The sequence below is a fragment of the Prosthecobacter sp. SYSU 5D2 genome (assembly GCF_039655865.1).
Lineage (GTDB): Bacteria > Verrucomicrobiota > Verrucomicrobiia > Verrucomicrobiales > Verrucomicrobiaceae > Prosthecobacter.
The window spans coordinates 302,833-324,021 of the sequence record NZ_JBBYXL010000002.1 but is presented as its reverse complement, the minus strand read 5'-3'; the positions used below and the strand labels follow the sequence as shown (position 1 = coordinate 324,021).

Annotated in this window: 2 protein-coding genes; one reads left to right on the top strand and one right to left on the bottom strand. The window is 60.6% G+C overall.

Annotated elements, in window-relative coordinates:
• Positions 1-13 precede the first annotated feature (13 nt).
• Positions 14-1,798, top strand: coding sequence for a hypothetical protein (locus WJU23_RS03975; RefSeq protein ID WP_346331241.1), 1,785 nt, complete (start codon positions 14-16; stop codon positions 1,796-1,798).
• Positions 1,799-2,089: 291 nt separating this feature from the next.
• Here the strand turns inward: WJU23_RS03975 and WJU23_RS03970 are convergent, their stop codons facing one another.
• Positions 2,090-20,983, bottom strand: coding sequence for an autotransporter-associated beta strand repeat-containing protein (locus tag WJU23_RS03970; RefSeq protein ID WP_346331240.1), 18,894 nt, complete (start codon positions 20,981-20,983; stop codon positions 2,090-2,092).
• Between the last annotated feature and the right edge of the window lie 206 nt (positions 20,984-21,189).

The window sequence follows — 21,189 nt, the reverse complement described above, 5'->3', positions numbered from 1 at the left end:
CCACCCTACCGACATGACGCACCCGTCTCCGAACACCGCCGGCAATCCGCTCTTCCGGCTCGCCTTTTACGGCGTCGCCATCGGCATGGCCCTGGTGCATGTGTTCATCACCTTTCGCGGGCTGAACAGTGCCGCAGGCATGGAACAGGCGCAGATGTCACGCGAGATGGCACGCGGGAATTATTTTCAGACCCAGGTCATCCGCCCTTATGCCTGGGCGCTGCTCAGCCAGGCAGGCAAAGACCCGGCCCCGTCCGCCATGCCGGACATCACCCAGCCGCCGCTGCAACCTCTGCTCTGGGCGCCGGTCTTCAAGCTGCTGCACCGTCATCATTTATACGAGCCTGCCAAAAATGGCTCCATCTATTTGCTGGACCGTGTCATCGCCTGCTTCGGCGTCACGGGCATGCTGCTGACGCTGCTGTGGACGCATGGCGCCGCGCGGAAGCTCTTTGATGACACCATCGCCGCCGTGGCGGTGACCGCCCTGCTGGTGTGTGAGCCCCTGTGGGAGCTGGCCGTGAGCGGCAGCCCGGCGGGCCTGCTGCTACCGCTGATGGCCGCCGCCTTCCGCCTCTTCACCGCCGCAGTCACCGGTGCCCATCAGGGGCAGGGCACAGCCCTTCCGGTGGCTGCCCTGGGCCTGGTAGCTGGATTGATGGTGCTGACACACTGGCTGGCATTGTGGCTGGTCCTGGGACTCATCCTGGCGGTAGCCGTGGCCCTGCCCGGGCGGAAAATGGCGGCAGTCTGCGTGGCCGCGTTCCCCGGCCTGGCCCTGGCCGGCTGGGGCTGGTGGCTCTACCAGGCGTCCGGAGACCCTTTGGGCGGTGCCAAGACACTTTTCCAGACACATCTCCTGCCGCTGGATGCCTCCACCCTTCAGCGCCAGTTTTCCCTGGGCATGCCCTCCGTCCAGGTGGCGGATCTGCTGCGCAAGCTCCTGCTGAACTGGCAGACCCAGGTGGGGGATCTTTTTTCCCATTTCGGTCACGGGCTCCCTGCCCTGTTTTTCCTGGTGGCGCTCCTGCACCGCTTCCGGCGGGCGGAGACCGCTGCGGCACGGCTGGGCCTGGGTCTGGTACTGCTGGCCGTCACCATCGGGATGGGCTTCATCGGCCTGCCGGATGGACAGCAGGATGACAACCAGCTTTACCTCGTGCTAGTTCCCGCGATGACCCTCTTTGGCACCGCCATGCTGGCGGTCCTGTGGGCGCGGCTGGCCCCTTCAGGAAACGGCCTTTGGGCCAGGCACGGCTATGTGTTGGTGGCGCTGGCCATCAGCGCCCTGCCCATGATGAACAGCCTGCCCGCCCAGGTGAAGCTGGGCCTGACCCTGCGCAACCGCATCTATCCCCACTGGCCCCCCTACGTCCCGGACCGCGTTTCACTCGTGCGCAGGCTCGTCACGCCGGAGGAGATCATCTTTTCTGACGCGCCCTGGTTTGTGGCCTGGTATGCGGATACTCCCGCCGTCTGGATCCCGGTGAAAAGAGATGAATATGGTCTCATGAAAGAGCGCGCAATGGCCCACGGAAACCCGGTGGCAGGCTTCGTCATGACCCCCCTCAGCGCCCGGCTCAAATACCTGCACGAGGCCTTTACCGGCCCTTATGGCGAATGGCCCGACCTGCTTTTCCGCGGCCCCATGCTCGCCTTCGACCGCGAGTTTCTCCCCATCGCCGACTTCGAATTCAAAGTGCCCCTGCCCCTGGTGGCCCTTCCCGTCGGTGCCAAGGAAAACCTGAGCCTGCAAATGACATTCTACACGGACCGGCCGAGGACACTGCGGGATTGAGGTGGGATGACCCGCAGGTGCTACGCGCCTTCATAAACACACGTTTGGCATAGAGAGGATCTCACAAAGGGGCTCCAAAATCTGCCCCTTCTTCCTGTTCAATCCGGCATCCGCAATTCAGCAGAAGACATTGGCAGCCGGCGGCGGATGATCAATCACGCAGTTCGGGTTCAAGACCTCACCTGGATTATGCGATCAGAAGTGCAGAATGATGACCCATCCAAATGAAACAGCCGCCAGCGGTGGGCTGGCGGCTGTGACGGTTCATTGACTGCCTGGGTGGTCCAGGTCTCAGGGCAAAGCAGGCGCTGACAGGGGCTCCAGGGTGAAGCGGCCGGAGTAAATCGGCGAGGTTTTGTCCGTGGAGCTCGGATTCAGATCGGCATTGGGCAGCTGCGGCAGGAGGAAGAAGCCTACACCCACCTGCTGTGTGCCACCACCAGAGACGGGCTCGTTGATGATGACGCCTTCAAACTTGACCGAACGCTTGACGTAGTAAGGACGCAGCGGATAGCGGGGGTTGAAGTCCGTCACCACGAAGGAGCCGTTGATCCGTCCCGTCTTCGCCACCGCCTTGACCGTGGTCTTGGCATCGGGGGACTGGGTGTCTTTGGGGACTACGATCTTGCTGTTCTTGGTCACCACCACGTTCACACTTGGATCCTGCGAGGTGAATTCAGCATCCAGGATCTCCACCCGGTAGAAGAAGTCGAGGTCTCCACCGTAGAAGAATTCAATCCGTGCGTTGGGACTGTCAGTGACGGCGGCTTCTGTGAGGCCCAGGATCATGCCATCCGCAGGCGGATCATAGCGGCCGCCCACGGCGACGATGTCCAGAGGCTCCTGCAGCGGGGAGAAGCTGAAGCCGAAGCCGGTTTTGAAGGCGCGGTCCTTCACGCTCGGGCTCGGTGGCCGCACCCAGGTGACGTCGCCGCCAACGGTGTTGTTGGAGTTCTGGGCATCCGCATCATCCTTGTCATCAATGACCAGCTTGCCGTGGACGGAGCCGCCGGTGGCCTTCATTTTCGGATCAATGATGAGGTTGCCTTCGGCATCCACATACCTGCCGATAGACTTGATGCGCTTGTAGAGGTGCTGGTAGAGAGCGATCTCACCGTCCGGACCGATGAAGGTCGAGGAGGTCAGCTTTTCTCCGTCCGCCATCTTGCCGGCGATCTTCAGCTTGCCGTCGGCGGCCACGGTGAAGGTGGCATAACCTGCCCCCAGCGGTGCGATGGCGGAGCCGTCATTGGAGAGCGGAGGAGCGTCCGGGATCAGCGGGCTGTCATCTGCCAGGCCCAGGGCCATGGTATAATAACCCGTGTAGGTGCTGGCAGGCTCCAGTTTGCTGTAGGTCATGCGCCAGCCTTCGCTGATGTCCACCGTGCTGGTTCCATCGGTGATGGTGCCGGAGGCGATGGTGTTGTTCACCGGATCCAGGGTGAATTCCAGTTCCAGCGGCGGTGGCAGCGGCTTGCCTTTGCGCTTGATGAAGACCTTGCCCGTGGCGGCGGCAGGCTCGGTGTCAGTCATGTTCAGCAGACCTTTGATCCCGTAGGTGGCGCCGGCAAACATCAGCTTGCCGCTGAAGGTGGCCTTCGTCGTGACGGTCAGGTCCAGGCGCCCGCCCAGGTTGTCTCCCAGCACGGGGTCACGGTCCACCAGGCCCACCCAGGCACCGGTCACCGTCGGCAGGAGGTCATCCACGGTCAGGATGCCCTCACGGGTTACCTTGCCCAGCTTGTTGGCCAGGGTGATCCGCACACGGTAGCCGCCTGCCTTCGTTGCCGAAGGACGGCCGGAGATCAGACCGGAGAAGGGATCAATGCTCAGGCCGGGAGGCAGGCCGGAGGCAGTGATCTTCTCGGGTGTCTTGGAGCGGTCGTCACGCTCCACCGGCACCTGGAAGCTGTAGTCACGGCCGATGAGGCCGTTAGGGAAGGCCAGTTCGGCAGTAAACTCTGGCGCGGCGGTGAAAACGCGCAGGTCGTATTCAGATCCCGTCACGCTGACACCATCCAGCCCCGTGACCACACAGCGATACAGCCCCTCGTCCCCTGGGGGAACGGCGGTGTAAAGTCCCTGCTGCACGTCTTCAATTTCCATCTCGCTCGTATTGGCGCCGGAGATGCGGGGATCTTCCCCTGGAACGATGGGCACCAGATACTCTTCGATCACAATGGTGTCTCCATTGTCATCGCCTTCACCATCGCCTTCTCCATCGTCTTCACCATCACCTTCTCCAGGGATGACGACTTCGCGGGTCAGGACTTTGTTCCACTGGTAGGTGACGCCCTGGGTCTTCCGGCCCATGGCCACCCTGGCGGTGAATTTGGCAGTGCCGAGAGGGGCCACCGGCAGAATCTGGCTGCCGCTGTCCACCACAACGATTTCAGCCGGGATGAAGGGCTCTTTCGCCGTGCTGATCTTGCCTTCGGAGTTGGACACTTCCACCACGTAAGTTCCGCCGTCGGCGAGGGTCGCCGACTCTATCGAAATAACAGGAGTGCCTGCAAAAGGTAGCACACGGTTATCTTTTCTCCAGGTATAGGTCAGGACTGGCAGTCCGGAAGCCTGCACCCGGATCTCAAACGGGGATCCCGTCAGCACGGTCCGGGGCACCGGCGCAGTCTGGATGGCGGGGAATGGCTCGTTCAATACCAGCGGAACCAGGTTGCTGACCACGCTGTTGACTTCGGAGGTGACCACCACGCTGTAGTTCCCGGCAGCCGCCGCCGTCACATTGGAAATGACAAAGGTCGGGCCGGTGGCTCCATTGATGTTGGCCGTGCCCCTCTTCCATTGGTAGGTGAAGGGACCGTCTCCCACGACAGTGGAACTGAAGGTGACGGTCTGCTTCAGATAGACGTTTTGCGGAGTCTTGGTCACCACCACGCTGGAGATCGGATCCAGCACGTTGAGGAGCGCCGCCCCGCTGGTGACGGTGTCCACAGGGTTGGTGACCTCCACCGAATACAGGGCTTCGTCATCCTCAGAGATGTTTTCCAGCACAAGCTGCTTGTTGGTTTCGCCATCCAGCGGCTGGCCGTTTTTCAGCCACTGATACTCAAAGGGCTCCTGACCGCCGACCGCGATGTCAAAGGTATGGCTGCTGCCAGGGGCCTTGTTCACCTGGGTGGTGTCAAAAAGAATGTCTGGCACGTCATTCACCAGCACCTGCACGGCAAACTCATCCGGGGACAGAGTCGTGCCGCCTTCATTGGTGGCCGCGATGGTATAGACGCCCTTGGTATTGAAGTTCACCGGGAAGGTGTAAATCCGGTTGGTGGCGCCAAAGACCGGGATGCCGTTGAGGATCCACTGGTAGCGGAGCTTGGCAGGATCACCCGTGGTCGTGGCCTGGGCGGTGAGGGTCACCATTGTCCCCGGTTCCAGGGGCTCTGTCTGGCTCTGGTTGGACTGGGGCATCTGGGTGATGACCGGTGCCGGGATGGAGGAGACAGCCACATCGGCCTCCACCACCATCAGAATGCCGTGGGAGTTGAAGTAGCTCACATCCCACAGCAGGTTGCCGCCCAGGGCAAAGAGGATGAGGTCCAGGCCCGGAAGGTTCTCCCCACCGCTGCGCAACTCTGGGCCGACGTTGATGTCGCCGACGAAGCTGGTGGCATTGAACATGCGGATGATGTCGCCTGCCTTCGGGGTGTAGCCGTCGCTGGCCAGGGTGATCTTGGAGCCCGGAGCCCAGTTGATGGTGCCTGTGGCCATGACCATGTCATGCTGGGAGGTGGTGACCAGGTCGCTCAGGCCGCCGGAGAAGGCGTCGGTCAGCACCCCGTTGCGCCAGAAGACATACTGGTCATCGGAGGCGGTCAGCGAGCCAGGATTGTTGTAGGATGCGGTGCGCACCTGCATGAGGGCGTTGGAACCGGTGGAGAAGATGACATTGCCATTCACCACCAGGGTGCCCAGATCTGCACCGGCGGAATCCCCGGCCTGCAGTGTGCCGCCAGACAGGATGGTCAGCCGGCCCTGAACCGTACCGGTGCCGGCGATCGTGGCTCCCGCCATGACACGGGTCATCAGCGTGGCGGCATTCGCTGCGGATGGGAGGGCGCCCGTATCACCCAGGCCGTTGCGGCCCACCTGAAGCACGCCCGCCTGGACGACGGTGGCTCCGGTATAGTCATTGTCCAGGGTCAGGGTGGCCCAGCCATTGCCCGCCTTGGTGATGCTGAGGGCGGCGCTCGGCTGCTGTACATTGGCTCCAGGGGCGAAGAACTGGCTGTTCAGCGTGCCATTGCGGAAGTGGGCATCCCAGACAGCCTCATACGTGACCGGGGTGGTCTGGGTAATCGTCAGTGTGGAAGGCGTGGAAGCCGCGTTTTCGATGATCTCAGTGCTGCCGTTGTTGGAAGACATTGTGCCGGCATCGCCGTAGAAGCCGCCTTCACCTCCCAGCGTGCTCAGATTGCCGATGGTGACATTGCGCCCGCCAGCCTGCAGGATGGAGTTATAATTCATCTTCACATCATTGGCCGCCGTCAGGGCCCGGCTGTGGCCCACCCGCAGGATGGCAGTGGTATCCTGGTTGTAGGCCAGATTGTTGCTGATCGTGATGTCACCGGTCCAGCCGCTGTTGTCTGCATTGAGCACGGCGTAACCATAGTTGCGGCCCTGGGTGAGATTGTTTGGCGTGACATCATCCGTTTGCACCAGGAGGTTGCCGCTGGTGACAGCTCCATCGCGGAAGCTGCCGTTGAAGTTGACGTAAGCCTGCTCTCCGCCGATGGCGTTGCTGACATCGCGCATCAGGAGGATGAGGTTGTCGTTGAGGGTGATGTCCCCGTTGTAATTCACCTGGGTGGAATTGGACGTGGCATCAATGCCGAGGCGCTTGGTCTGGGTGGGGTTGTAAACGACTTCGATGTCATTGTTCACCTCAAAGAGCCAGCCCTGGATGCTGGTATCCGCCAACTGGACCAGGAGTTCTGCTGCGTCCTGGCGCTCCGTACTGCCCAGGATGATGGTCTTGCCGGAAACATAGCCGGTCCCCAGAGCATCCGCCTGGTTGCCGACGATGACCGTCCCCTGCTTGATCTCCAGGCCGCCGGTCCAGTCCGGAATGTTGGAGCGGAATTGGAGCTGGCCCTGACCGTCTTTGATGATGTTCCCGCTGCCGGTAATATAACCAGAATTGTTGCCAAACCGGAGAATGCCGTTGGCGGTGACATCAAAGGTGGTGGTGCCGAGGATCTCCAGGATACCGTTGAGGTTCAGCGGACGGCGGCTGCCCAGGTTGTAAACCGGCAGGTCCAGTGCGATGTTTTCAGCCACATCCTGCAGGCCGCCATAGGTGAAGACGTTGTTGCCTTCAAAGGTGATGAATTCGTCCAGGGTCCAGTCTCCGCCGTTGGCACCGTTTCCGAGGAACATCTGCAGGTTGGTGCCGCTGCGCAGAATGGTGCTGTCCGCTTTGGAGCGGGTGGTGCCCAGCGGGGTGATGTCTCCTGCGTTGCTGGTGCCGTTGTCCGCCATGACGATGAGGGTGCCTTCACGCACGTCCAGCATGCCCTGGAAGGTGGCGTTGTTGCCCGTGAGGGTGAGACTGCCGGCACCCATCTTCACCAGGTCACCCTGGAAAAGGGCCTGGGAGGCGATGGAGGCCTGGGCACCGCTGATGCCGTCGCCAATCATGAGGTTGGCCGTGGGTTTCACAATGTCAATCACACCGCCGCTGCCGTGGAAGGTGATGCCACGGTTGCCCAGGTTGGCCACGTCACCGGTCCAGCGCAGGGTGCCACCATTCAGGATGATGTGACCGTTGGCCGCAGAGGTAGGATTGATGCCGAGCGCATTGACATTAGAGATCTCCAGGACACTGCCGGTCACCACGGTGCTGCCGGTATAGGAATTGTTACCCGTCAGCTTCACCACCCCGGTCGTACCAAACTGCTCAGGCAGCGTGGTCATCGGGCCGGCAATGGTCAGGGAGCCGTTGCCAGTGACGGTGCTGCCCACCGTCAGGGTGCCCTGGCCATAATGATGAATCATGATCTCTGGCGTGGACGTGCTGAGCCGCGTGACCGGCACTGTCGCATTCGCGGCGATCGTCATGGTGATGGTGTTGTTGGCTTCGGAGAAGGATTCAATGTAAGCTCCCACCGGAATGCCGGCACCGGAGATGGGCATGTCCACCGCCAGATCAAATCCGGATGGCACGCCGCGGATCACTGTGCTGCCTGCCTGCGTGCCGCCGACCACGTATTTGAGAGGGCTCGTCCCGTTTCCAGGGGAGCTGATGGTGGCCGGAACCGAAAGGGTCACCTCATTCTCATTGATCTCACTGATGGTCGTTCCCACAGGAATACCATTGCCGGTGATGCGCATGCCCGTTTCCAGAGCGCCAACGTTGGTGACATTGGTCACCAGCCGCGAGCCATTGACCAGCCTGCCGGCGAAGTCCAGCTCAATGAAGGAGGTGATGAAATTGGACAAATTCGTGTATTCAAGGGTCTCAATGGCGTTCAGGGAGATTGTAATCGTCCTGGCACCCGGGTTCAGGTCTGTGATTGAGGTCCCATCTGGAATTCCTACACCGGCGATGGGATCGTTAACAGACAGATTGCCAAAGGCCACAAGCGGCACATTACTGATGATGTTGCTGCCTGCGACGATGCTGCCGCCGAAGGCCCCGCTGTTAAAAGCCGTGAGGTAGCCCCCGGTGATGGACTTGTTGGCACTGCCGGTATTGCTGCTGACCAGGATGCCGCCTGCGATGCCATTGCCTTCCAGCGAAAGGACGCTGTTAGTGCCCAGTGTCACTGCGCTGGCGGCAGCCGTGTCAAAACGGAGTGTGTTGAGAATCAGGCTGTCCACCAGGGTGCCGGTGAATCCGCTGCCCAGTTCAGTGATGTTCCGGCGCTCCGTCCAGCTCGCCAGATCATTTTCTTCATCCGCCGCCTGACGGGTGACGGCGGTCACGCGGCCGGTGCCTGTGGGAGACATGGCAAAGTCCAGCGCCTGGCGGGGCGTGTTGCTGTAGGTGGCCCAGGGGATGATGGTGTCCCGCGTCGCACTCGGGGTGAACTCATTGAAGTTCAGATTGATGATACCGCCGGTGGCTTCTACAAAGTTCAACGAGGAGCCTGATAACCGGGTGATGTTGGAGCGGTTGACGCCGCCACTGACGTTGTTGTTAGTGTTGCCCGCATTCACCGTCATCGTGAAGCCGCCGCGGCCTTCGGCAATGATCTCAGTACCGCTGCCCACGCGCAGGTTCAGCACGCTGTTAGTCGTGCTGGTGGATGCCAGGGCAACGACACTGTTGGCCCCCGGATTGCCCACGGCATGGAGCACACCGCCACCCATGAAGGCATTATTGGCCCCTGTGGATCTGACAAGCGCAACGTTCGCCCCCGCATGGTCCAGGACCAGCTTGCCGCCGGCGATCTCCAGGTTGACAGCGGAAACCGCCGTATTGGTGCTGTTCTTCACAATCACCGTTCCGCGACCTGATTTGGTGATCTGCGGATTGTTGGTGGTCGCGCCCACCGTGCCGCTGGTGACCATCCTCTGGTCAAACTCCACCGTGCCGCCGGCAGCGGCATGCAGACGCACGCCCGCGTTCACGATCGTCAGAGTCCCGGTGTCTGCAGAATTGCCGAAATAAACCGTGCCTGTTTCATTGAGACCGCCGATCCATTTGGCCCCGCCGCCGATGGCCGACCAGGTGGCCATGTTAAAATGCTGCCCGGCCTTGGTGAGGAAGAGGGAGCTTACCCCGGCAGCCGCAGCAGCCCCGGTGCCGGTGGCCGCCCCATAGGTGTTGGAATCCATGATGAATCCCTGCATCGTGCTGCCGCCGCTCAAGCCGAAGCTTTCCGCATTGGCCGCTGTGCTGGAAACGCCGCCGCCAATTTTGGAGATGGCGCTGTTGGTCCAGAAGCCGGTGCCTTCAGGGCTGGTGTCATCCGGGTCATAGGTGATGAGCAGATTTCCCTGGAAGAGAGTCAGGCGGCCCACCGCATTGTACTGCTGCTCCATGATGAAGTTCGTCTCAGATGACCCGCCAGCCAGCCTGACCTGCAACACTTCATTTTCATTGGTGCGAGTTCCGGCCAGAGTCTGCAGAGTGGAGATGGAGTCCGCAATCGGAACCGCATTGCCTTCAGCATCACTCTTGTCTCCAAACTGGCCGCGGAAAATAAAGGTGTTGTTGAAGAACTGGGTGGAGGAAGTCGGCGTGGGAGTTTCGAAGGTGATGGTGCGTGAATCCGTGGCCAGGATGTCCTGGGAAACGGCGCTGCTGCCACCATAAAAATTACCGTTAAAAACGGCGGATGCATCATTGTCCAACCGGACGATGGGCGAGAAGAGGACGTGTCCGGCCTTGTCCACATTATCCACGGTCACATGGGAAAACCAGTTGGTCAGGTCACTGTCCGCCCGCATCACATACTGGTCTGCAGCCAGGGCCTTGATCAGCACGTTTTCATAGGCCGCTGCCGAGCCCACCTGGATGCCGCTGCCGGAGCTGAGGCTGCCATTCCCTTCAATGACGACGCCATTGCCTTCACCGCCTGCACCGAGGGCATGCCGGCCATTGCGCAGGAAGAGAGTGCCATTGCTCACGGTGGTGACACCAGAGTAGGTATTGCGTCCGTCCAGGAACACCGGAGACTGGCCGGTCTTCAGCAGGCCGCCGGAGCCGCTGATGATGGAGCGGATCTCCAGGTTCCCCAGTTGCACGGTTCCATCGTTCGCACGGATGACGGCGTTCTGGTTGTTGATGATGGCTTCACGGCTGCCGAAGTTCAGCGTACCACCGGCGATCAGCGTATCAAACGCCCCGGTGTTGTTAGGTGTCACGGCATTGTTGCCGGTGGTGAAATAGGCGCTGCTGATCATGCCGGAGCTGATGGTCAGGGTGCCATCCACCAGGAGCTGGAGCTGGTGCGCATCCACCAGGCTGGTCAGGGTCGTGGCGCTGTGGTAGGGGACGTTTTCACCCACATTGTTGCCCAGGCTGTCAGACAGCGGGCCAAAGCGCAGGGAGTTGATCGTCATGTTCTGCCGGGCGATGGAGACCATCTCCAGCAGATTCACATTCTGCCCGGAAGCACCGCTGGGAAGGTTGTCCAGGAGGCCGTTGGCAGGCACAAAGTATTCCGAATCATCCAGAGGGCGCAGCACTTTGGTGGCCGGATCATAGGTCATGAAATGGCTGGCGGCGATGGCCTGCTGGATGCGCCCCTGCGCCAGGTAGTCGGAGATGTTGGCGTTGTTATAGCCATGCTCGCGAATGTCTGACAGATATTCATGCGGCATGATGCCGCCCAGGAGGCCGATGACCACCTTCTTGTCCGTCAGTCCCGCACCCAGCCCAGACTGCTGAAGGGTGCCGATGTTTTCCAGCAGCACCTGCACGCTGTCCAGACCGGCATCCGCCGAAAGCAGAGAGCCAAATTTGGAAGTGGAATCCAGATTGTTGAACTGCAGGACGGCCCCCGCGCTGCGGGAGATCTCACCGATGCTCAAGATCATGGAGGTGCTGGTCCCGCTGGTGGGCATGAGCTCAATGGTATTGGTGCCGGAAAGAACATTGATCCTGGCCCCGGCTTCCGTGGCCAGGGACTCGGTGTTGGTTTCCGTGCCGCCGATGATGCGCAGCCAGCCGTGGTCAAAATTGATGCTGGCCGCATTGTTGACACGGTTGTTGTTATTCCCACCGGTTACCTGGCTGGTCAGGTCCAGGCGGTTGGTGTTGTCCAGAACCAGCATGCCGCGGCGCTGGAGGTTGATGGCGGTTGTGCCGGAAACCCGGCCGTTGAGGCCGCTCAGCGTCACGCCCCACTCGGCCCAGCCTTCAGCATCTCCCAGGGTGTTGTAGCTGTTGGTGCCGATGACGACCGTGTTATCCTGCCAGGGCACGGAAACCGCGCCGGAACGCAGGATGTTCATCGCACCCGTGAAGGTGTTGTCCGCCGTCAGGCGCAGTTCATTCAGACCGGTTTTGGTGAATCCACCAACGCCGGTGATCTGCCCGTTGACGACCAGCTTGGACTGGATGTGGCCGGTCAGGTTCCCCTGCTCGGTCACCGTCTGGCGCAGCGTCGCCGCATCAATGTTGAAGATGTTGCGGTCGGCAGCCCCCGTCAGGGTGATGAGGCCGCTGAGATAGGTGCGTGGATTCGGGATGGAGGCGTCCGTGCCCAGCTCGATGTAGTTGGCACCGCCGTTCGCGGCGGCGGTGACGCCGTCCATGGTGATGTTCACACTGTGGGTGGTGCCAAAGGTGCGGTGGAAATTCAGCCTGGAACCGACGTTCGGACCGAGGCCCAGGGTGGCGTTGCTCTGGTCCGCCAGGGTAGGTCCCGCATAGGCGATGCGGATGCCATTGGTGACATTCTGCGCGGTCAGCCCCTGGAAGGCGCGGGTGTTGCCGGCCTCCTGCTCAATGCGGAAGGTGCCTTCTGCGATGACGATGGAATTAAGAGCGGAAGCAAAAGTCGGATCACGGAAAGTCACATTGGCACCGGTGGCGTCATTGAAGGTGGAGTTGCCCACAATGGTCAGGGTTCTGTTGTTTCCGTGAATCACCGCATCCACCTGCTCATAATTGCCAGCCAGCAGATCGCTGGCCGCCACCGTGCTGGTGTTGCGGTTGATGTCGTAACCGGCGACCGTCAGACGGGAGGTGGTGTTAAAGAAACCGCCGCCGCTGATGGTGGCATTGCCATCCATGATGATCGTGGAGACACCGCCCTGGCCATTGCTGGTGCGCAACGCACCTGCCCCGTCGGTGCCGCTGCCGCTGATGCGGACGATTTCACGGAAGGGATCTTCATCGTTGCCGTAGTTCAGAGACTGGCCAAAAAGGTTCAGCGTGGCACCGTCCTGGACGATGGTTTCATTGCCCACGCCCGTCGCCCCCAGGGAGCGGCCGATGGTGTTGGCGATGAGGCGCAGTTCCCCCTCCGCCACGACGACCTGGCCGCGCAGAGTGGGATTTGAGTTCGGGGTGACGACACCGGAGGTGGCAGTGACCGCGCCTTCGACAGCCTCTTCAAACTGGTTGGCGGTGACGTTCATCACCCCGTCCCCCAGTTTAGTAAAGCCATTGGCGCTGCGGATGACGCCGCTCACTGTCAGGATGCGGTCTGCGCCGACGTCAAAGCTGACTTTCTTGTTGGCATCTGTGTTTTCGATGGTGATGACGCCGCTGAGAGTGGTGATCGTTCTGGGCGTGGTTGTCGTGACAGTATCTGTGGTGACCGTCACTTTGGCACCGTCCTGCAAGGTCAGCCGTTTGGTGGAACTTAGAGCTGCAGTCCCGACCATATGGAGGTTCAATGTCCCGCCATCACCAATGACGGCGTTGTTGCGAAGGTTGGCCAGGCCGTTTGAGTTGCTGCGCATGCGCAGGATGCCGCCTTCCACCAGGATGTCTCCGACGAAGTTCGTGTTGGTGGAAGCCAGTGTCACCATGGACTGGTTGGTCGCCGCCAGGTGCAGCAGCCCGCCGCCGTTCATCTGACCAAGGACATTTTCCATGTCCGGATTGGCCACATTGAACCGCAGGGTGGTGCCGGCAGACATGGAAATGTTATTGGCTGTGGCCTGGGCACCGAGGGTGGCGTTCGCCGTGGCAAGGGTGCCGTCTCCCACCTGGATGGTGCCTTCATTAAGGGTCACGCGGCCGGTAAAGGTGTTGGTTTTGTTCAGCACCAGCGTGCCGCCGCCGGTTTTGGTCAGGGCCTGGGCATTGGTGAAATTCACCAATGGCACGTCCAGGATGAGCAGACCGGAACCGTAGTGGTGGATGACAGTGTCCAAATTGATCGTGTTCTGGCCGCGCTGCAGGGAGCCTGCAGCTCCTGTGATGATGACATTGTCAGTCATGTTTTTCGTCACCAGGATACCGCCAGTCATCAGATTCAGCGTGCCGTTCAAGGTCAGGGTGGTGGTGCCGCCATTGTTCGTATTGAAGCGGAGGGTGTTGGCGTAGCTGCCCGCAGCAGCGGAGGTCGAACCGGAGATATTTACGTTGCCAGCGGTCGTGGTAGCGCTGAAGGCAGTGACGTAGTTACCTTCGGCGTAGCCGTTGATAAAAAGATTGGAACCGCTGGCGGCTGTCGTCGCCCAGGTGGTCTGCCCGACGGTGGCGTAGGCACTGTTTAAAGTGCCCGTGCTGGTTCCTGCCAGAATTCCTCCCATGCCTCCTGCGGTAGTGGTGCTCAGGGTATTGGTCCTGGCGATCCCGGACTCATTAAAATCAATGGTCCCGTAACTGTTGACGGCATTGCTGACGGTGCGGGTCAGGGTGCCCATCTGAAGAACTGAAGTGCCGCCCTCACGGATGATCCGGTGAGCCCCGGCATTGAGAGTGGAGGCACTGACGACTTCCGTATGGCTGCCGCCTCTCAAGATGATCGTGCCGCCTGAATAGGCCTCAATGGCGGCCAGACCGCCGACTTTCCGGTCAGGATTCAGACTCAAGGCATTGCCAATGGCGGAGACGGCGCTGAAGCCGAGTTCTAGGGCCTGGCTGTTGGCCAGCTTGGAGCCGTTGGTGCCGCCCGTGGCCGTATCATAGTTCAAGACCAGTCCGCCCCCGGCCACACCAGTGATGCCGGTGTAAGTGTTGGTGCCGTTCATGATGAGCGTGCCCTGGCCGTATTTGACAAAACGACCGCTGCTGCCCAGTGCCCCGGTAATGGGGTTATTGATGGTCAGGGTGGAATCATCAAAGATCCCCACGCGGAAGCTGGGGTTGGTGCCCGATACGCTGACGTTCCCGCTCAGCACGCTGTCACCGCCTGTAACGCCGAGCATGCCATTGGCGTTGGAGTTGATAATATTGTTGGGCACATTAAGACTGCCTTTCAGCAGCAAACCGCCGGAAGCGCTGGTGGCAGCCGTTGCGACGGCCAGAGTGACATTGCCGGTTCCAAGGGCATTGGAATGACTGATGGCCAGGATGCCGTTGCCGACCGTGGTGCCGCCGCTGTAGCCGTTGGCGCTTTTCAGCTCCCACTCACCCGCATCCAGTTTGCTGAGGGAAGTCGTGCCGGACCCGTTGTCATTGATCTGGGGGGCAAAGGTGTTGTTGGAGATGTTGACCCCGCGCAGGACCAGAGTGTGATCCGTATTGGGTGCCAGAAACTCGATGGCTCCGGTATTCGTCCAGTTAATGCTGGGAGCAAAATCACCAAACACCTGACCGTCGGCCCAGAGGGCATTGCTGCCTGCGCCGAGTGTGAAGAGACGGTCGGTGGACTGGGTGCTGGTTCCCTGCCAGCGCAGGCCGCCAGCGATGTTGTCGGAATTCAGAATAAGATTGGAAGCCGCACTGGAGGACATGCCGATACCGCTGGCCGCGCCACCATTGGCCAGGGTGCGCACCATGATGCGGGTGGTGCCCGTGCCTGTGGTGGTGACGGTGGTGGAGCCGGTGTAAGTGTTCAGGTTGGTCAGCACCATGTCCCCGGCGGAGCCGGTCCGGACGATGTTGCCCAAACCAGTAATCAGACCGTTGTAAAACTGGGTGCCCGCCTGCACGCTCAAGGTCGCGCCGTCAACAAGCTCCACCGTGGTGCCATAGGCACCGGTGAGACCGCCGATGGTTTCCGAATTCAGGATCCGCAGAGTCGCGGCGCCAACGGCGGAACCGTCAGAGCCTGCATTGGTCAAGTTGATCACGCCGTTATCAAACACGGCAAACCCACCCGCCAGTTCCAGAGTGCCACGGGCCACCTGGGTCACCCCAACGTATTCATTTCCCGATCCGGCAGAATCCCCCACCAGCCTCCAGCGGCCTGTGCCCTCCTTGAGGATCCCCGCGTTGCTGCCGCTGGTTGGATCGCGGATGATGCCGCTGATGGTATTAGCACCGGTGTTAGTGCCGTCGAGAATCCAGTTACGGTTGCCGTTGGCAGCGGTGGTCAGGTCTCCTTCAATGACAATGACTTTGTTCCCGTTATTGATGAATTCCGCACTGCCTGGGTTTGTGGTGCTGTTAAAGGGCTGATTGAAGGTGATATTGCGGCCAAGGACGGCGGTGCCTTCTTCAGGGTCGTTGAAGAGAATCGTGCCAGTATGCAAGGGTACATTGGCGATGGGGATGTAGGTGTCCAGACCGGTGTAGAGGTCATAACGGCGGGCATCATAGCTGTTGAGGCCCATGATGATGGTGCGGACGGAGGTGAGGTCGCCCATCACGCTGGTGGTGCCGGTGCCGTCTCCAAGGCTGCCTTTGAGCTCCAGGGTCCCAAGCTGGATGGTGATATTGCCGCTGAAATCACTGTTGGGGTTGGTGAAAGTCCAGCTGCCAGGGCCATACATATCATTGGCACCAGCGGCGGTGTTGACGCTAAGATTCAGCCTGCCTGCCCCTTCGGTGATGGCACCGTTGATGGTATTGCCAACCGTCTGACCATGCAGGAAGAGGTTGCGGTTGACGTTGCTGGTGATGCCTCCGTTGAGGATCATTCCGGATCTGCCGTTGCCGGCGATGCGGATGGTGGCGGCGGTGCCGAGAAGGTTGATCTGCCGGTCGGTCGCCTGAGAAGGGCCGCCAATACCGATGTATTCCAGACGGGTTTCTCCGCCTGCTGTTCCGAGATTGATGGCATCGCCACGCCCCAGGGAACTGGTCACGCCTGCATTTTGGAGATTGTTAATGCGGACCGTGGTCAGGGCCGCGCTGCCGATGACCATGTTGTTGGCCATTTCATTGTTCCCAAACATTCCCACCCAGGCGGTGCCGGTGGGGGCGATGGTCAGGGTGCCGTCACCGAGGAAATCGCCGTAGTTGGCGTACACGCCATTGTCATCCATGATGAGGTTGGCACCCGAATTTACCAGGATGGAGCCGCCGCGCTGGGTCAGGATCATGCCCACCGTTTCATTGAATTTAAACTGGATCCGGGCTCCCCTGCCCACATGGAGGTCAGCATCATTCTGAAAGGCCTGGCCAATGAAAACACCGACGCTCTCCGGGTCCTCTTCATCGGGTGGTTGAAATTCAAAGTTGTCACCAACGACGAGCCCCCGTTTAAAATAGGTGGCGCCGCTGAAGGTGTTGACGGCTTTCAGATTGATGATGCCGTCGCTGCTGAAGGTGGTGCTGCCACCGCCGGCCACCACTCCCCAGAGGTCCTGGACATTGGAGGCAACGCGGTTGTTAAAGACCAGGAAGCCGCCGTTGGTGATGTTGAGCCGGTTGAATTCACCGTTCTGGATGCGGTTGCTGATGGTGAGCTTGCCGCCTGCATCGGTCTGCAAAAGGGCGCGCTCAGGGCCGGTGGTGGTGGTGCCGACCGTGATGACGCCAGTGAGATTCACCGAACCGATGCCACCGCGCACGAAGGAGGCAGCAAGGCCGGCAACCTCAGAAGTGGAGAAAGTGTTGAGGGTGATGTTGTTGGCCATCACACCGCTTTTCAAAGTCTGATGGCGCACGCTGCTGACCGCGCCGCCTGCCTGGATGACGAGCTCCCCGGTGCCGATGCTGCCGGTGTAGGTGTCATTGCCGATGCGCAACTGCCCGCCCAGCTCGGGCAGATTCAAGCCAGGATTGAGGGCTCCGCCGACGACCGTCCTGCCGGTGTAATCATTGTCTGCGGTGAGGTAAACGATGCTGGCTCCGCGGGTGACGTACAAATTGCCCGCGCCGGTGATTTTAGAACCAAACACCAGATGGGAGTTGTTCGTGTTGACGATGACATTGCTCTGATTGTCCACGGTGGTGATGGTGGAGCGTCCAACCGAGCCGCCGCTGAAGGTGGCCGGGGCAGCCGAGTCCTGGAGACCGATCTGCAAACTGGTCTTCGCCCCCACAGTGATGGCGTCAATCTGGTTGCCGGTATTGGTGAGGATGAATTTGCCGCCTCTGCCTGCCGAGCCAACCACACCTTCCGTGGTGAGATTCAAAGTGCTGCCGGGCAGGTTGCTGATGCGGCCAGTGATGATCAAAGGAGCCGCCTGATCTGAATCCGGAGCCGCCAGAGTGCTGGACTGGGTCAGGGTGAGCGCACCCCGCAACTCTGACGTGCCATTGACCGATGAAAGCTTGCCGCCTTTGAGCTGGACGGCTTCCGGAGTGATGATGCCGCGCAATTCCAAAGTGCCGAGGGCCGAAACACTGGTCTGTCCGGCCGTGGAGCCCAGGGCGCTCTGACTGCCGACGCCGAGCCTGCCACGGGTGACCTGGGTGGCGCCGGTGTAAGTGCTGTCCGAGCCGGACAGGATCACTTCCCCGGTATTCATCTGCCGAATGCTGCCAGAACCTGTGATGCTGTTAGTCAGCGCCAACGAGCCCGCGCTGCGGTTAAAAACAAGGTAACCGTGGTTGATGACCGCACCGGGGGAATTTCCAAGGTTGCCCATGGTCCCGGGACTGACGACAGAATCGGCCAGCTCGAGAACGCCGCCGAGAATGCTGGTCTGGCCGCTGTAGGTATTGCCGTAGGTCAGTACCAGGGTGCCCTGGCCGGCCTTGGTCAGCCGGGTGGCTCCGGTGTTGTCCACAATGGGGGCGTCAATGGTCAGCTTGCCACGCGCATTGTGCTGATGAATAATGAGTTCGTTGCCCACATTGTAATCAGGACCGCCCTGGCCGCCGGTGATGCCTGCGCCGTCAATGCTGGTGATACGGTTATCGCTGGGGCCGACACTGGGTGTGAGCAGGATGCCGCCCGACTGGATGGTAGTCCGAGCATCCAGAGTGAGGTTCACAGCCGCCGCCTGGTTAAAACGCAGGGAGCCCAGCGAGCCTGAGACAGGCAGGCTGCTGCCCTCGGTACCGGCGTTCAGGGTGGTCACATCCGTGTGCACGCCACTGCCAAAGGCGCTGGAGTAATTGGCCAGACTGGTGATCTGTCCCGTCACCGGATCTCGTGTGGCCCAGCTGACGAGAGGTTTATCCGTCAGGGAGTCCACGGTGTGGTGGGTCATGTAACCGCCCATAATGCCGCTGGCCAGGGCGGCAGTGCCCGTGCTCAGGGTGTTTCCGCGCACCTGCAGCACGCCACCGCCAGCCCCATCGCGGGTGATGTTGGTGAAGTGCAGTTTTACGTCAGGGGAATCCAGAGGGGCGGCCAGCGTGGTGGACCCGACGCCGACCGTGACGTTGGCAACGGTCTGGCCGACTTTTCCGCTGAGGAAAAGGCTGCCGCCATTGAGGGCCAGTGAGCCGGGAACCAAAGAAATGGGCGTATCACCGGAGCCGTAATCCAGATAAAGCGCGGAACCCGAGTTTACCCTCGTTGCGCCTGTGTAGTTCTGCGCGGTCGTGAGGCGGATACTGCCGCCCTGGCCCAGAGTCAGGCCGCCGCCGGAGCCGCTGATGACACCGCTCCAGGCATTGGCGAAGGCACCGCCCGCAGGTCCGGAGGAGAGGGTCAATGCCTGCCCGGATGTGATAATGACCCTGCCATTACCGGAAAGGGAACCCACAATATCAGACTGGACGACTCTCAGCTCGCCATCCCCCATGACGGTCACATGCACCTGGTCCCCCAGTGTGCCAGCGCCCCGGGTCAGCGAGACGGTGCCGCCAAGCAAGTTAAAAGCCCCCCTGTGGGTATCATTGCTGGTACCAGACAGAGTCCACCCGGCGGTGGAACCTCCAGTGTTGCGGGTGGCTGTCACATTGATGGTACCGCGCCCGAGGAAGTTGCCGGCAAAGTCGCCCGACAGATCACTGCCAACGGTATTGATCGTGAGAGTGCCGGTGCCCATGATCACTGTGCGGTCACCCACCAAGTTGCTGGACTGCAGAGAAGAAACGGTCTGGGTGGCGCCATTGAGGTCAAATATCGCAGCCCGGCCGATTCCGCTGCCACCCGCCTGAAGACGGAGAGAAGTAGTGGAAGGCAGATGCCCGTGGCCGCCGCTTTCCAGACTGCCGACGCCGGAACTGGTGCCATAAGCCCCCAGACGGATCATGCTGACCGTGTTATCAGTCGGCGAGGCATTGATGGCGGTGAAACCGCCGTAGGTGTTGTCGCCCAGGAGCTCCAGCACATTGCGCCCTTCTTTGATCAAACTGCCGCCGCCGGCGATGGTGCCGCCATAGCTCATGACCGTGTTAATGCCCAGGCTGCTGATGGTGAAATTTCTTCCGGTTGCCACCCGGACTTCTCCGCCGGTACCGCTGATGTAATTGCCACCCAGTGCACCGAGCACTCCGTTGGCAAAGCTGGTGACGGCCCCGCGTCCGCCACCGGTCAGAGAACTGACCGACTGGGGCGCGGTGACATTGATGTCCAGGACCGCACCGGCCTTGTTGCTCACCATCAGGCTGACCGCAGGGTTCAGACCTTCAGCGCCGGTCACCGCCAGAGTCCCGGATTCCACCCGGATGGTGCCGCGCAGGGAATCTGCATTTTCACTCTGCCAGGTCATGGTGCCCGTGCCTTCCTTGATGAGCCAGGCGTTCGAATCCCCCCGGATGTTTCCACGGAAAAGGGTATCGCTGTTATCTCCGCCGACAGCCAGGGCGGTGCTGGTGGTGCCGCCGGTCAGGTTTACTGTAGCGAGGGTGGCGCTGCTGCCCACGGGATTGGTGGTGCCCAGGGATCCGATGCGCTCAAACAGCTTGTAGGGGTTAAACGCGGTGGTTACCAAAGGGTAGTATGACTCATTGCTGGCGAAGTTCAGAATGGTGGTCTGGTTGTTGGCCATTCTCACCGCTGAATTGTCATCAATCAAATCCTGCATCCAGGTGCGTCCATTGGAAGTCACGCCGCCGGCCTGCAGGATGCCCTGGCTCACCAGGATGTTGCCACGGAGGCTGTTCTCGCCAAAAACCAACGAGAGGCCCTGGGTGTTCTTGGTGTAATCGGTCCTGGCTTCCTCCGTGTCTTCCACCTCATCAACCGCGCCGAAGGTCAGCAGAGAGCCTGTAAAACTGCCTGTAAGGGGAGTGTTGACGAGGATCTGGTCACCACTGAGCACCTGGGTGATGTAGGTGCCATCAGAAACCTGGGCACCGCTGACAGACATGCCAGGGCGCAGCGTGGCCGCCCCATTGGGAGTATCCAGCCGGATCACCCGCGTGCGCCCGTCCGCAGTGGCCGGGATCGTCTGGCCAAAGCCCTGGAGGGACCAGGCCAGATTGCAAAAAATCATTACCAGTGTCACTGGCAGACGCAGCCGATAGCGCAAAGTATGCATCATCTGTTGAGACAGAGATTGCGGCGGGGGAAATTTTTTCATATCAGTGACAGGTAAAAGATGAGATCAGTTGCAGCCTTGGACAGCCCTGGAGGGCAATACCGCAAATAATCTGAAATAAATTTGGTCAATTCGTTGATTCACAGGCTTTTGCAAGCCAGCCTGATCTTCAAAACCCATCGTCAGGCTGCCATCCGAATGCCAAAAATGGCGGAAGGATGACCTGCAAAGGGGGGTTGGAGGCAGGA